This window comes from Hyphomicrobium album (assembly GCF_009708035.1).
Lineage (GTDB): Bacteria > Pseudomonadota > Alphaproteobacteria > Rhizobiales > Hyphomicrobiaceae > Hyphomicrobium_A > Hyphomicrobium_A album.
Window position 1 is genome coordinate 2,234,016 of sequence record NZ_WMBQ01000001.1, and the last position, 13,877, is coordinate 2,247,892.

Here is a 13,877-nt window from a genome sequence, read left to right on the forward strand (position 1 = left end):
CCATGACCGCACTTGCCTCGCTCTTCGAGCAGAAATCAGGCACGGCCCGCGAGCTCATCGCGTTCGCGGTCGGCAAGCAGGAATTCTGTATTGACGTCATGTCGGTGCGGGAGATCCGCGGCTGGACACCAGCGACCGTGCTGCCTCACTCACAGTCATTCGTGCGTGGAGTGATCAATCTGCGCGGCGCCGTGCTGCCGATTGTGGATCTGGCGGTGAGACTTGGGTTTCCCCCCGCCGAGGTCATGGGGCGCCACGTCATTATCGTCGTTCAGGTCGGCAGCCAGTTCGTCGGACTGCTCGTCGATGCCGTGTCCGACATCCTAAGCGTCAGCGAGTCAGAAGTGCTGCCGCCACCCGATGTTGCCTCCGAGATGGCGAAGCGGTTCGTGTGCGGTCTAATCGCGATGGAAGGCCGCATGCTCAGCATCCTTTCGGTCGACAGCGTGCTTCCCGAGCAAGAGCGGAGCGATCCGCAATGAAGCCTGCACTAGCGAACGCCGGCAAGCGAGCGAAGCCTCTCATCGACGGCGAGTTCCCGCTTACCAAAGCAGACTTCCAGCAAATCGCCGGAATCGCTCAAGCCGACGCGGGAATCGATCTGTGCGAGGCCAAAGCCAGCCTCGTTTACTCGAGGCTGACCAAACGGTTGCGGCTGCTCCGGCTGGAAAGCTTCCAAAACTACTGCGCGCTACTATCGAGTGAATACGGTGGTGAAGAGCGCCAGCATATGGTGGCGGCCCTCACGACGAACGTCACTCGCTTCTTTCGCGAGCAGCACCACTTCGAGCACTTGAAGGCGCACGTGGTTGAACCGCTCGTTGCGACGGCACGCGCGGGCGGGACCGTGCGGATCTGGTCTGCGGCTTGCTCAAGCGGCGAGGAGCCCTACTCGATCGCGCTCTCAATTCTGTCTGCCATGCCCGACGCCGCGTCGCTCGACGTCAAGGTGCTCGCGACCGATATCGATCCCGACGTTTTGCGTAAGGGGCAAGCCGGCGTCTATGGCGAGGCGGCCATGGCGCCCGTGCCTGCGGATAAGCGCCAGCGGTGGTTCACTCCTCAGGCTGACGCCGAGGGTGGAAAGGCCTGGCGCGCCGGAGGCGAGCTGCGCAAGCTTGTCACCTTCCGTAACCTCAACCTCATTGGCCATTGGCCCATGCGTGGACCCTTCCACGCCATCTTCTGTCGCAACGCGCTCATCTACTTCAAGGAAGAAACGCAGCTCGAAGTTTGGAGCCGGTTCGTGCCCTTGCTTGCGCCTGCAGGCCGACTCTACATCGGCCACTCCGAGCGGTTGTTCGGCGACGTCGCCTCCATGTTCGTGAACGAGGCGATCACCACCTATCGCCTGCGGAAGGAGCTCGACGCATGAGCCCCATACGTGTCCTCGTGGTCGACGATTCCGCCACCATGCGCGGCCTCATATCGCTCGCGCTACGCCGAGATCCGGAGATTGAGGTGGTCGCGACGGCGAGCAACCCGCTCACCGCCCGCGACTCCATCAAGACCCACAACCCGGACGTGATCACGCTCGACGTCGAGATGCCCGGCATGAACGGACTCGAGTTCCTGGAGAAGATCGTCCGTCTGCGGCCGACGCCGGTCATCATGGTGTCGAATCTGACGGGCGAGGGCACGGAGACGGCGATCGAAGCCATGCAAATCGGCGCTGTCGACTGCATTGCCAAGCCTGGACCAGGCGATTCACAGCCGTTCGCCGAACTGCCGAGAATGGTCAAGGCGGCAGCCGGTGCGCGCGTGCGCACGCGCCCCGCGTCCAATGGTGAGACCAAGAACCGGCGTAGACCTTTCGTCGCCGCCTACGAGCCCGACGGTCGCTTGTTGGTGATCGGCTCCTCGACCGGAGGCGTCGAGGCCCTCTCCGAGCTCATATCGCAACTTCCAGAGAACTGCCCGCCGACTGCCATCGTCCAACACATGCCGCCCGACTTCACGACAAGTCTCGCCGCGCGGCTCGATCGGCTCAACGCGCCAAAGGTCATCGAGGCATACGATGGAGCTCCGCTCGAGGCGGGCTACGTCTATATCGCTCCCGGAGGCACGAAGCATCTTGAAGTGCAGGACAACAATGGACTTCGCTGCCGCCTGCGCGCAGGCAGCCCCGTGAGCGGACACTCACCCTCGGTCGACGTGTTGTTCACGTCGGCCGCGCAGGTCGCCAAGTCAAACGCGATCGGCGTCATTCTTACCGGAATGGGGCGCGACGGCGCCCAAGGTCTGCTGGCGATGCGCCAGGCGAGTGCCCGCACGATCGGCCAAGACGAAGCGACAAGCCTCATCTACGGCATGCCGAGAGCCGCCTTCGAGGTTGGTGCGGTGGAGCGTCAGCTCCCTCTCGATCGGATCGCAAACGCGGTCCTTGTAATGACCAATCTCCGTGGCCGCCAAGGGAGAGACAAATGTCACTCGCAGACCAGCTAAAAGTGCTCATCGTCGACGACACCACAACCAGCCGCATGTTGGTGCGTGACGGTCTCCAGGAGATCGGCATCAAGAACATCTCGTTCGCGTCCGACGGCGAGCAGGGACTGAAGCACATCATGTCGACGCCGACCCACCTGGTGATCTCGGACTTCAACATGCCGAAGCTCGATGGCCTCGGTCTGTTGCGCGCCATGCGCCAGCACGCCCCGTCGCAGAAGATGCCCTTCATCATGCTCACCGGCAAGGGTGACAAGGACCTCATTCAGAAGGGCGTCCAGTTCGGCATGAACAACTATCTGACGAAGCCGTTCACGGTCCCGGCGCTGAAGACCGCGCTCGAGGCCGTTGTCGGCCGGTTGAAATGATGACCCGCACGCTGAGCCGCAAGCACGTGATGGAAGGTCAATTCCATGTCACGGACGATCCAGATCTCGTCCTGGCAACGGTGTTGGGCTCGTGCGTTGCCGCATGCTTGCGCGATCCGGTCGCGCGCATCGGCGGAATGAATCACTTCCTCCTGCCCGGCGACGGCGATCGGGTGCAGTCAGGTGACGCCGAGCGGTATGGCGTTCATCTCATGGAATTGCTCGTGAACGGCCTCATGAGCCGAGGTGCGCACCGCGGGAGGCTCGAGGCCAAGCTGTTCGGGGGCGCGAAGACGATCTTCAAAAGCTCCGACGTAGGCGCGATGAACGCCAGCTTCGCGGAGCACTTCCTGAAGAACGAAGGCATCGCCATCGTTGGCCGAAGCCTCGGTGGAAAGTCCGGTCGCCGCGTCGAGTATTGGCCCGTCAGCGGACGTGCACGCCAAATCTCCATCGGCGAAGCCGCAATACCGGCCGCTCCGCCTGCGCCGGCACTGCCGATGCATGACGGCGACCTTGAGTTGTTTTGAGCGACCGCAACCGGGTGGAGATGGACATGACGAAACAAGCGACCGCAAAGGTTCAAGTCGATCACACCTCGCTCCCGGCGCTGCTCAATGTCGTGGGGGACGAGCTGCATCACCTGGCAGTGGCTGTCGAGCGCCTGCATGCAATCGTGGAGCTGCCCGGCGTCAAGGAATCACTGCGGGATGCGCACTGCGTTGGCGTGGTGCAAGGCATCGACCATGTGACGCAGAACCTCGCCGGCCTTTCGGAGTTCCTCTCGACTCTCGCCACGGCAATGCCTGGCGAATGGGAACTCGACACGGCCGAAGCCTGCGAGGTCATCCTTATTGCCTCTCTCCGTGAAAGGCTGGAGCGGCCCACCATGCCGAGGCCGACATCCGCAGGATGTGACGAATGCGAGTTTTTTTGAGTTTCACCGAGCCGGATTTCTCGGAGGTGCTGGAGAGCGCCTTCAGATCCGCCGGCGTTGAGTTCGACGACGCGCCAAAGGCTGAGAGGCCGAGAGCGGCGCGAAGTGCTGCAGTTCGTTTGCACCAACTCTTTGAGCGCGATCGAGAGCTCCCAACATCGACGTTGTCTGTTCCGCTCGAATCCTATTTGGAGCACCAGGACAAGCGCAGGCTGTCGCGAGTTGGCAAGACGACCGACCCTCGGTCCGTGGCGGACGAGCTTCGCATCACTGCGCAAATGACCTTGTCGGATCTCAACCGGCTGCGGCGCGAATACGCTCTCGCCAATCATCCGGACCGCGCCGGCTCGGCCGAACGCGAGGATGCCACCCGCCGCATGATGGTGGCGAACATGCTCATCGACCGTGAAATAAATCGCCGGCAGCGGCCGGGACTTCCCGCCGGGCGTTGAGGGCATCAAAACGTTCGGGGATCGAACAAATGCAAGCAATCAATTTGAGAGGACGAAAATACCTGTCCACTAGGATCAACCCGATGGGCAACGGCGCGCAGAACGCGATCAATCGGGTAGGGTCAACACATGTCGGCCGAGGGCAACCTAGCAGTCCTGTTAGAGCGCAGGGATCGCATTCGCGACTGGCTCGCGCGCCAGACTGAGCATACGACTTTCGAGCAGAAGCATCTCGATGCCGGCACGCCGGAGCAGACCTACTGGCATCACGGCTACCAGTCGGCGCTGGACGACATGCTCAAACTGCTGACGCCATAGTCGCGAAGATGCGGCAGCGCGGGCATTCCCACCTGGTGCCCTTGCTGCGGCCCGGATGTATCCGGTTTCCAGGCGGACTGAAATCGTGAAAGAGCTCGCACTCCTTTTCAAACGCCGCCTTCGCCGAAGCGTAGAAGCCGAACTTGAACAGAGTGCTTGAGCCGATGCATTCGCACAGCTTGCTGCGTATGTCGGCATCGGCCCTACCGACATGCTTCACTTGAAAATTGCCGTTCCGATCATTGTGCCCTAAGGCGAAAACCCCTGCCGATCGCCGCGCAACCGCACTGTTGATGCCGTCGAACGTAAGACGATAGGGTCCGAGCAATCCCGTCTTCACAGCCATTGTTCAAAACCACCAACAGTTTCGATGTGTCGGACGCCGCCGGCTCATCCTATCGATTGCAATAGGCGCGGGCATCACTCGTCCATTCGCCAAAACCAACTGCCACCATGTTGCCGATAACACGGCAAACGTAGGCTTTCTGCGCCGGAGCATTTTTAGGGCCTGCATGATATCGCGCGACCGCCTTCGTCCAGCTGCCCTCGCGCTCCTTGAGCTCGCTCAGAAAGCGGGCCGCATAGGCTACGTTCTGAGCGGGGTCAAACATGTCCTCGAGCGAACCGAAACTCTCGCTGTGATAATGGTGGTTGATCTGCATGCACCCGACGTCGATGCGCTTAGCCCCACCGAGCTTCGCTTGGCGGAATGCACGTAGTGCTGCTTGCTTGTTCGGCTCATATGCAGAGCGCCCGTCGATATTGAGCGCATAGGGCTGCAGTGACCCGCCGCGACCCGACTCGGAAAGTCCGACGGCATACAACATGCTCAATGGAACGTCGTGAATGGCGGCTGCTCGTACGAGCTCGCGTTCACAAAGGTTGGGCTCCTCTGCGAGGAGTGCTGTCTGTCCGCTAAACATACACGCCGCGACCAGGGCGATTTGTAGTCGTTTCATTGGTGTCGTTCCGGCCTGTTTGGTGTCCAGTATCGCCGCCGTTCGTGCCCGTACCCCCGCGCTGCGCATGCCCCTGACGATCCGACGCGCCGGACTGCGACTGTGCCGAGGACTGTAGGTTTGTCTGAGCGCCCTGCTGTCCGGGCTGCTGAGATGACAGCGTCCTGTCATCCATTATTCGGACCGAGCCGGTATCGACGTTGTAGCCGGCAGACCGAAGGAGATTGGTGAGGGTGTCCTGGTCATTGCGGATCAGATCTGCCGTTTCCTTCCGGTCAGCTCCGACGTGCAACGTCAATTCGGTGTCTTTCAGCTCCATGCGCACCGTAACGGTGCCAAGATCTGCGGGCTGCAGCTGGATCTGAAGTATCTTGAGTGCCGGCTTCATGCCCTGCTGCATTGGTGGCGCCATGTCTGTGCGCTCTGCAAACTCAGGGGCCGAAGTGGCCTCGGCGGCAATGCGGCCGGCGATTTGTTGTGCGGGCGGCATGGCGATCGAGGACGAGTCCTCGAAGGAAGGCAGCGCCGCCGCAACCAAGTCCGGCGCCGCAGCAGCCTCTCCACCATACGCTTCGGGAGGCGTCGCGGATTTGCTGCCGTCTCCCACGGAAACACTCGCTTGAGGGCCAACCGTGGAAAGCGGCGCGAAGTGTGTTTCCTGACGCTGAACGCTTGCATTGGGCCGATCGATTGCGGCGGAAATCTCATGCCGTTGCACGAGTGCTGCGGCACCGTTGGCCGCCTGCGGCGTGGAAATGTCCATCGACGTTACAGGCGTCCGGCTCCTTTGCGCCCGCTCCAACTTGTCCTTGTCGTTTGCGGTGCCGAGGGGTGCCAGGCGCGCCAGAGCGGGGTCACTGGCCGTTGCGAGATGATCGATATTGCCCAACTCGCCTTTGGCCGTTGCCTCGGCCGGGAGCTGTAGCCCCGCCTCAGTCTGTCGGAACGTCACGCTCCGGGTTTCCCCGGCTGCGGCCGTCGGATCTGCTGATTGGGGTGGGGACGAAAACAGCGTGGGTGCACCTGGTTCATTCTTGGCCGATGACGGGACGAGATTGAGTGGGGCGACACCGGCCACGCCATTCGGCACCGTGGCAATGAGACCTAGCGGATCGGATTGGACGGTCACCGCTCCGTCCAGCTGCGGATCGCTGAGGAGCTGCAGATCGTTGTCAGAAACATCGGGCACAGAACCGACGTTCGGATCGGCACGGCTGCCTTCTGGAACTAGCTGCGCCTCGATGGTGTGCCGCCGAGCGTTGGTCCGCTCGCCTGCCCTCGGATGGTCCTTGGGCAACGCGGGTTCGTCGGAGTCGCTGTTCTGCAGCTTCGACAGGACGTCGCCGAACCCGTCTTCTCCTTCAGCGGTCTGTCCGCCCGGAGCACTCTTGGCGCCAGTGTCGCGCACGGCCCCAACCCCCGCTTTCGAGGAAGTGGTTGCCTGGCCTGAAACTGCTCCCGGTGTCGTCATCTGGAGGTCTCGACTAAGAGCCCGTCGACGCGCGCAATCGCCGCCTGCGCATCGTTGAGTGCGCTTGAACTCGCAGAACTATCCTGCTCGCCTGCCGGCGTCTGCGCCTGCTCGGCCCCTGGCGCGAGCGACGGCGGCCGCGAAATCTCGTCGGCAACGGCGGTGGCCGCATAGAGCAAACCCTCCTCCCGCGCGCCAAGCTTTGACTTATCGACCAGACGGAGCGCCATGCGGCCCTGCTCGTGGTCGGGTGTCGCGATCACGGCGGCCGCCTCGAACAGGAGCATGCGCATCGCATCGAGAGGCTGCGCCTTTGCATCCATGCCCGCGAGACGCGCCGCAAAGCGCACTATCTCCACGTCGGCGACGGCAATGCCTTCCTCAGCGATTGCAAGACAGGTCTCCCTGCGCTGCATCTCAGACAGGCCGCGAAGCAGCTTCTCTAACGTTGGAAGGCGCTTTGCGTCGGCAGCATAGCCCTTGGACACAACTTCCTTGGCGAATTGGCGCTCGAAGCTTCGCTCGAAAATCGAGCTGGCGAACCGCCTGAAATACTGGGAAGAGAGCGCCTCGAAAGCATCGAGGTCGCCGACTTTTGCCGCCAGTATTGCCTGACGCCGCAGCGCCGCCTCCTCGACGATTGTGCCGGGCGCTATGATGCGCGCTCGGTCGAGTAGAGCAATTGCCTTACGGGGGTCGCTCTGTGCCACGAGCAGTGCCCGCACGAGAGCCACATGGCCGCCAACGCTGCGATCGAGCAATTCGAAGTCTACGCCATCGAGGAGTTGGGTAGCTTCGGTGTCCCGCCGCTCGCCGTACGCCAATGCGCCTTTGACGAGTTGGTCGTCGACACCGAGCGCAGCGCCAGAACCCAGCAATTTGCTCAACACGCGAGGGTCACCGCCGCTAAGTACATAGATCACGGCTGCGCGCGCGTTCCTCCGGTCAGACCATGCGCTTGCATCGAAATTGGCGAGCTGTGCAGCGACCTTCGCAACATAATCCGTTTGCCGGGCACGAGCGTTCTTGCTCTTCAGAACCGCTTGGTCTTGGAAAATTTGCAGTTCGCGCACGAGCTCAAAAGGCTTCTTGTCGGACCCATTTGTGGTCTGCGCGACCGCGGGGGACGTGGCCAAGAGCAGCAGGAGGGAAAGAGCCAGGGCCCGCATCAGGACTTGCCCCTCAGGAGAAGGACTTCGATGCGCCGGTTTTCGGCTGCCAGCGGCTGGTCGACAATCTTGAGCTCGTGATCCGCGTGCCCCTCGATCCGATCGATGCGAACGTCGGGAATGCCGCCGCGCACGAGCATGTAGTAGGCCATCTGCGCCCGAGCGGTCGAAAGCCGCCAATTGTCATAATCTTCCGACCTGAACTGCCTGCCATCCGTATGGCCGCGAAGGACAATATGCTCAGGGCGTCCGAGGAGGATCTTGCCGATCTTCTCCATCAGCACCACAAGCTCGGGCTTCGGGCTCGCCGATGCGATGCCAAACATCTCAAAACCCGGCTGGTCGTTGATGGTGACCAGCAGGCCTTCTTCCGTCGAGCGAACATCGATGCCCGGTATGGCGGAGAAACCAGACTTCTTGACACTCTCTTCAATTTGTCGCCGCAAGTCCGGCGCGCTCTTGGCGTCAGCTTCATGACTGGCCGGTGACTGGGAGGAGACAGGATCGCTCTTTTCGCTTTTGGCGCTCTTATCCGCTCCTGCCGCCGTACCCGCATCATCCTTCGCGCCGGGGTGTCCTGAGGCATCACCTTGCCGCGAGGGGTCGTAGCGTAGATCGGGATCGAAGGGGTCACGGAACGCTTCCCCCGTTCCCTGTCCCGGCTTGTTTCCTCTATTCGCCTTGGCCAACCCGTCCTTGCCGGCCTCCAATGCGATCTTGTCGAGCGCCTCATACGGATCGCTGAAGAGGGCCGCCTCGGCGTTTTTCTTATCGTCCGCCCCCTTACCCGCACGCGAGCCGGCCCGCTTGTCGGATTCTGACGATCCGTTCTCGCCGCCCTCATGCTGGTCACCGGGCTCCATGGTGAAGGCGCCCTTTGGCCTCGTGGTTGCATCGCTCAATCGCATTGGATTGAAGTAGTTTGCGACCCCGGTGATCGTCTTGTCGTCGGTCGCGGTTATCAGCCACATGACCAGAAAGAACGCCATGAGCGCCGTCATGAAATCGGCGTGCGCGATTTTCCAGACGCCACCCTTGTGCGGCGCCTCCTCGCCGTTGTTTCGCCGGCGAATGATGACGAGCTCGTGCTGCTTCGTGTCCTCTTCGCCTTCACCCTGAGGTCCCGTCATGTGACTTGCGCCTCGCTGCTTTGTAGCCAAGCCGAGATGCGGGTCTCAATAACCGACGCGCCGGCCCTGACCTGCACGTCACATGCCTCATTGACGACGTAGGACGCATTGGCGACGGACGATGACAGGCTCGCCCGCATTGCGCTGAGAAGATCTTCAGGACCTGAGATCTCGAGGGTGATACCGGGATTTGTGGCGGTGAGATCGTTCACTATCTCACGCAGCTGGCCTATTGCCTGATCACGAACAGCCTGGGCCAAGAAGGGCCTGAGGACACGTTCGACAGACCCGGCGATGCGATCTTCCATGCCGCGGATGGCGATCCCGACCTGCTCAGCGAGGCGCGGACCTTGTTCCGTGCACCACGCCTCGCGAGCTGCGGCAAGGTTTTGATCCAAAGCCGCCTTCTGCTCATCGAGCAGAACCACTGTTTCGGCTTCCGCTGATCTTTTGCCCTCTTCAAGCCCTCGCGTATAGGCTTCCTCGACGCGCTCCGCCCAGTCGATTTCAGCGCCCGCCGCCGAGGCCTCAAGTAGCATTTCCTCGGCAACCTCCGACGCGAGTTCCGGACTGCCGAAGTCGACGAGGAACGGCGCCGCCGGAAACACGCTCACACCTATGTCCCTCCACGCAGCCACTGCTTAAGGATCGCGACCACCTGGTCCTCGTCGTAGTCCACCATCTGCTCGAGCCGCTTCTGCGGTGTGCGATTGATCTTGCTGGTCAAATCTCCGATGAGGTCTGGAGCGGGCTCGGAAGCGAACTGCGAGTCCATGGCAAACGCCGAGGCAATTTGCGGTTCAAACGGCAACTGATTTGCGGTTTCGGCAACCTGAGGAGGCTGGAACTCGAGCAGCATGCGCGTCGCAGGCCGCAAGCCGAACCATGCGAGTATCAGGGCAGCAGCGACTACGGCGAGGGCCTTCGCAAACGTGCCCATCTGGTCGAGCAGATAGGCGCCGACCCCAGGGGACGCTACAGGCTCTAGCAGATCGCCGGCGGCCAGGAATTCGACCGCTGCCACCGTAATCCGGTCGCCGCGCTTCTGATCGGCGCCCGTCGCCGATGAGACCAGACTCTCAACCTCCTTCAGCTTTGCATCTATCGCCTCTTGGGAGGCCTTCTCGCCCAACAGCGCCTGCAAACGTTTGCGGTTGATCACCACGGCGACCGTCAGGGCGTCGATCCTATAGCCGTCGCTAACAGTCGAGATCGTCTTGGAGTTTGCTTCGAAATTCTTGAGCTCCTCCTTGCGCTCGCTTGACCGTGACGAACCCTTGTCTGCCGCCGCGCCTTGCGTCTGCTCAGCCGGAAGGTTCTGGTCCACTCCGACAGGTTGAGAAGTGTCTGAATCCTTCGAGTTCGACTTCTCCTTGATCGTGCGCCGAGAGCGCTCGAACCGCGAGTCGGGATCGAAGGCGGTCTCGTTGATCTGGCGCTTATCAATGTTGAGGCGGGCGGCAACACTGAGCTCGAAATTGTCGATGCCTATGTAGGGCGCCAGCGTCTCGCTCACGTTTTGCTTCAGCTCGCTTGCAACGGTTCGCTCCAGCTCCAGCATCTTGGTTGGCGCTGCGTTGAAGGTTCCGTCGCCGGCGGCAAGCACGGTACCGTCGGTGCTGAGAACGCGGACCTTGTCTACCGTCATCCCCGGAATGGCGGCTGCAACAAGGTGGCGAATCGCCTGAGCAGACGAGAAATCCGCTGCGGAGTCGGTGCGGATTACCACCGACGCCGAAGGTTGCTGAGTGCTGCGGCGGAAAGAGCCGGCCTCCGCCATGACGATATGAACACGCGCCGCTCGAACGCCCTTCATGCCTTGGATGGTGCGCGCGATCTCGCCTTCGAGCGCGCGTATCCGCGTGATTTCCTGCATGAAGGAGGTCAGGCCGATAGCGCCCATCTTGTCGAAGAGCTCGTAGCCGGCGCCGGCGCTACTTGGCAGACCCTTTTCCGCCAGAAGCATCCGCGCCCGCGAGGCTTGCCCGGGATGGACCAGGACCGTCGTACCTTCCGGATTGACGTCGAAGGAAATGCCCGCTTCCTGCAGCGCCGCACCGATGCGCGAGACGTCCTGGGATTCAAGCCCGGCGTACAAAGTCTCGTAGTCGGGCCGGCTCAAAAAGTAGCTGCCAAGGCCGACGGCCACGAAGACAGTGAACCCGACGAGGCCTAGCGCCGCCAGCCGCCGCGGACCGAGGGCAAGCAAGTTGCCCCACAACTGCTTCAGCTGATCGCTCCAGACCATGCGCCTCCCCAGGCAAACCGAATCCATTTTATGGGTTGCCGGAGCGATCTTTCGTGGGGAACCTTGCGCGAGAATTGCCAAAAAAAAAGCCAAGCCCTCGGAGAGAGCTTGGCTTTTCCAATTTTCGAAGCTGTTGCCTTACTGGAACAGACGCAGGATGCTCTGGCTCGAGCCGTTGGCGATGCTGAGCGCCTGGATGCCAAGTTGCTGCTTCACCTGCAGCGCCTGCAAGCGCGTCGACTCTTCATTCATGTCGGCATCGACGAGCTGGCTGATGCCGCCTTCGATGGCGTCCATGAGGCTGGAGACGAACGACGTCTGGATCTCGATGCGTGCCTTGGCGGCACCGAGCGCCGTCGCACCGGCGGCCATCTCGGTGATCGCGCGGTCGGCGCCCTTGATGTAGCCGTCGAGGATGGCGAGGTCGGCGGTGCTGTCGGTCAACGCCGAAATGTTGAGCGCCGCGATGGTGAAGGTACCGGCGGGGTCCACCACACCGGTCGTTGCGTTACGCGTGCTATCGAGGATGCCGCTGGCGGCAGCGTTGGCGTCGAACAGCACCATCGAACCGGTATTGACGGAAATCGTCTGCACCGAAATGGCGCCGCCGGCACGGCTGATCGAGGAGACGATGCTCTTCGTGGCGTTGTAGCCGGCCGCGCTCGAATCGACGGAGAGCCAATTCTGGCCCTGCAGCGTCGCCGCGCCGGCCATGCCGGTCAGCTGCGCTTGCAGTTCGGTGACTTCTGTCTGGATCTTGGCGCGGTCGAGGCCGGGCTGCGCCGCGGCGACGAGCTTGTCCTTGATCTTGGTGACGATGTTCTTCGCCTCGTCGAGGGCCGTGTAGGCCACGTCGACGAAGGCGGCGCCAAGGCCGAGGGCGTCCTGCACGGTGGAGAGTGAAGAGTTGTCGGACTTCATCGTGGTCGCGATCGACCAGTAGGCAGCGTTGTCGGCGGCGGTCGCGACGCGCAGGCCCGTCGAGATGCGTTCCTGGGTTTGCGTGAGCGCCGAGTTGGTAGCCGTCAGCGACCGCAATGCAGTCATTGCGGCGACGTTGGTGTTGATACTAGCCATTGAGGTTTGTCCCTGGGTTACTCGAGCACAGAAGCGGGGGACATACCGGGTTGCCGGCATGACAGGACGGCATCATGCCTTTGGGCAAACGGGGCCCAACCTGTCATGGCTTAAGGCTTAAAGAATAATGGTTGCTGGACTGCTAACGGTGCCAGCTGGGCGAGCATAGCGATGTGGTGTCTTCAAGAGACGGCTAACACCGGCTGAAGTTTCGCACGCCCTTTGCATCGTGTTCGGTTGATTGCTGCCGCGCGATAAAAGGGCCAAGCCCGCTCGGGGGCTTGGCCTTGTTGTCTAACGGGCGCCGTCTGTTACTGGAACAGACGCAGGATGCTCTGGCTCGAGCCGTTGGCGATCGAGAGCGCCTGGATGCCAAGTTGCTGCTTCACCTGCAGCGCCTGCAAGCGCGTCGATTCTTCGTTCATGTCGGCGTCGACGAGCTGGCTGATGCCGCCTTCGATTGCGTCCATGAGACTAGAGACGAACGACGTCTGGATCTCGATGCGCGCCTTGGCGGCACCGAGCGCCGTCGCACCGGCGGCCATCTCGGTGATCGCCCGGTCGGCGCCCTTGATGTAGCCGTCGAGGATGGCGAGGTCGGCGGTGCTGTCGGTCAGCGCCGAGATGTTGAGCGCTGCGATGGTGAACGTACCGGCGGGGTCCACCACACCGGTCGCTGCGTTACGCGTGCTATCGAGGATGCCGCTGGCGGCAGCGTTGGCGTCGAACAGCACCATCGAGGCGGTATTGACGGAAATCGTCTGCACCGAAATGGCGCCGCCGGCACGGCTGATCGAGGAGACGATGCTCTTCGTGGCGTTGTAGCCGGCAGCGCTGGAGTCAACCGACAGCCAGTTCTGGCCCTGCAGTGTCGCGGCGCCGGCCATGCCGGAGAGCTGAGCCTGCAGCTCGGTGACTTCCGTCTGGATCTTGGCGCGGTCGAGGCCGGGCTGCGCCGCGGCGACGAGCTTGTCCTTGATCTTGGTGACGATGTTCTTCGCCTCGTCGATGGCGGTGTAGGCCACGTCGACGAAGGCGGCGCCGAGGCCGAGGGCGTCCTGCACCGTGGAGAGGGCCGAGTTGTCCGACTTCATCGTGGTCGCGATCGACCAGTAGGCGGCGTTGTCGGCGGCGGTGGCGACGCGCAGGCCCGTCGAGATGCGTTCCTGGGTTTGCGTGAGCGCCGAGTTGGTAGCCGTCAGCGACCGCAATGCGGTCATTGCGGCGACGTTGGTGTTGATACTAGCCATTGAGGTTTGTCCCTGGAATTGGCCGAATTTTGGGGGGACATACCGGGTCGCAG

Annotated in this window: 16 protein-coding genes; 8 read left to right on the forward strand and 8 right to left on the reverse strand. The window is 62.1% G+C overall.

Annotated features, from left to right (window positions below; all coding sequences use genetic code 11):
• Positions 1 to 2: 2 nt before the first annotated feature.
• The 8 genes from GIW81_RS10565 (at position 3) to GIW81_RS10600 (ending at position 4,520) form a co-directional block, all read left to right on the forward strand.
• Positions 3 to 482: a chemotaxis protein CheW gene (locus GIW81_RS10565; RefSeq protein WP_154739149.1), complete on the forward strand. Its 480-nt coding sequence runs from the start codon at positions 3 to 5 to the stop codon at positions 480 to 482.
• A complete protein-coding gene (locus GIW81_RS10570; RefSeq protein WP_154739150.1) occupies positions 479 to 1,375 on the forward strand; it encodes a CheR family methyltransferase in 897 nt (298 codons plus the stop codon). Before GIW81_RS10565 ends, GIW81_RS10570 begins: the two co-directional genes overlap by 4 nt.
• A complete protein-coding gene (locus GIW81_RS10575) occupies positions 1,372 to 2,445 on the forward strand; it encodes a protein-glutamate methylesterase/protein-glutamine glutaminase (protein WP_154739151.1) in 1,074 nt (357 codons plus the stop codon). Before GIW81_RS10570 ends, GIW81_RS10575 begins: the two co-directional genes overlap by 4 nt.
• Positions 2,424 to 2,813, forward strand: a complete 390-nt coding sequence (locus tag GIW81_RS10580; RefSeq protein ID WP_154739152.1) for a response regulator — start codon at positions 2,424 to 2,426, stop codon at positions 2,811 to 2,813. Before GIW81_RS10575 ends, GIW81_RS10580 begins: the two co-directional genes overlap by 22 nt.
• Positions 2,810 to 3,343: a chemotaxis protein CheD gene (locus tag GIW81_RS10585; protein ID WP_407658178.1), complete on the forward strand. Its 534-nt coding sequence runs from the start codon at positions 2,810 to 2,812 to the stop codon at positions 3,341 to 3,343. The genes GIW81_RS10580 and GIW81_RS10585 overlap by 4 nt, the downstream gene beginning before the upstream one ends.
• Positions 3,344 to 3,369: 26 nt before the next feature.
• The gene (locus GIW81_RS10590) at positions 3,370 to 3,750 is read left to right on the forward strand and encodes a hypothetical protein (RefSeq protein ID WP_154739154.1); all 381 of its coding nucleotides are present in this window, start codon (positions 3,370 to 3,372) and stop codon (positions 3,748 to 3,750) included.
• Entirely contained in the window at positions 3,735 to 4,202 is a 468-nt protein-coding gene (locus GIW81_RS10595; RefSeq protein WP_154739155.1) for a hypothetical protein, read from the forward strand. The genes GIW81_RS10590 and GIW81_RS10595 overlap by 16 nt, the downstream gene beginning before the upstream one ends.
• Before the next feature lie 129 nt (positions 4,203 to 4,331).
• Positions 4,332 to 4,520 carry a hypothetical protein gene (locus GIW81_RS10600; RefSeq protein WP_154739156.1) on the forward strand — a complete coding sequence of 63 codons (189 nt, stop codon included), beginning with the start codon at positions 4,332 to 4,334 and terminating at the stop codon, positions 4,518 to 4,520.
• On the opposite strand, the gene GIW81_RS10605 is transcribed toward GIW81_RS10600, so the two are convergent.
• The 8 genes from GIW81_RS10605 to GIW81_RS10645 form a co-directional block, all read right to left on the reverse strand.
• Positions 4,501 to 4,866 carry a hypothetical protein gene (locus GIW81_RS10605; RefSeq protein WP_154739157.1) on the reverse strand — a complete coding sequence of 122 codons (366 nt, stop codon included), beginning with the start codon at positions 4,864 to 4,866 and terminating at the stop codon, positions 4,501 to 4,503. The two genes, GIW81_RS10600 and GIW81_RS10605, sit on opposite strands and share 20 nt — an antisense overlap.
• A 49-nt stretch (positions 4,867 to 4,915) precedes the next feature.
• Positions 4,916 to 5,479 carry a transglycosylase SLT domain-containing protein gene (locus GIW81_RS10610; RefSeq protein ID WP_154739158.1) on the reverse strand — a complete coding sequence of 188 codons (564 nt, stop codon included), beginning with the start codon at positions 5,477 to 5,479 and terminating at the stop codon, positions 4,916 to 4,918.
• Complete coding sequence (gene fliK, locus GIW81_RS19365; RefSeq protein WP_195930508.1) at positions 5,436 to 6,887, reverse strand: flagellar hook-length control protein FliK; 1,452 nt, start codon at positions 6,885 to 6,887, stop codon at positions 5,436 to 5,438. The genes GIW81_RS10610 and fliK overlap by 44 nt, the downstream gene beginning before the upstream one ends.
• A gap of 1,231 nt (positions 6,888 to 8,118) precedes the next feature.
• Complete coding sequence (locus GIW81_RS10625; protein WP_154739161.1) at positions 8,119 to 9,279, reverse strand: flagellar motor protein MotB; 1,161 nt, start codon at positions 9,277 to 9,279, stop codon at positions 8,119 to 8,121.
• A complete protein-coding gene (locus GIW81_RS10630; protein WP_154739162.1) occupies positions 9,246 to 9,863 on the reverse strand; it encodes a hypothetical protein in 618 nt (205 codons plus the stop codon). The genes GIW81_RS10625 and GIW81_RS10630 overlap by 34 nt, the downstream gene beginning before the upstream one ends.
• Positions 9,864 to 9,865: 2 nt before the next feature.
• A complete protein-coding gene (fliF, locus tag GIW81_RS10635) occupies positions 9,866 to 11,578 on the reverse strand; it encodes a flagellar basal-body MS-ring/collar protein FliF (protein ID WP_324614969.1) in 1,713 nt (570 codons plus the stop codon).
• Positions 11,579 to 11,635: 57 nt separating this feature from the next.
• Positions 11,636 to 12,574, reverse strand: a complete 939-nt coding sequence (locus tag GIW81_RS10640) for a flagellin N-terminal helical domain-containing protein (protein ID WP_154739163.1) — start codon at positions 12,572 to 12,574, stop codon at positions 11,636 to 11,638.
• Between the two features lie 311 nt (positions 12,575 to 12,885).
• Positions 12,886 to 13,824 (reverse strand): flagellin N-terminal helical domain-containing protein, encoded by a 939-nt coding sequence (locus tag GIW81_RS10645; protein ID WP_154739164.1) that lies wholly within the window; start codon positions 13,822 to 13,824, stop codon positions 12,886 to 12,888.
• Positions 13,825 to 13,877: the final 53 nt, after the last annotated feature.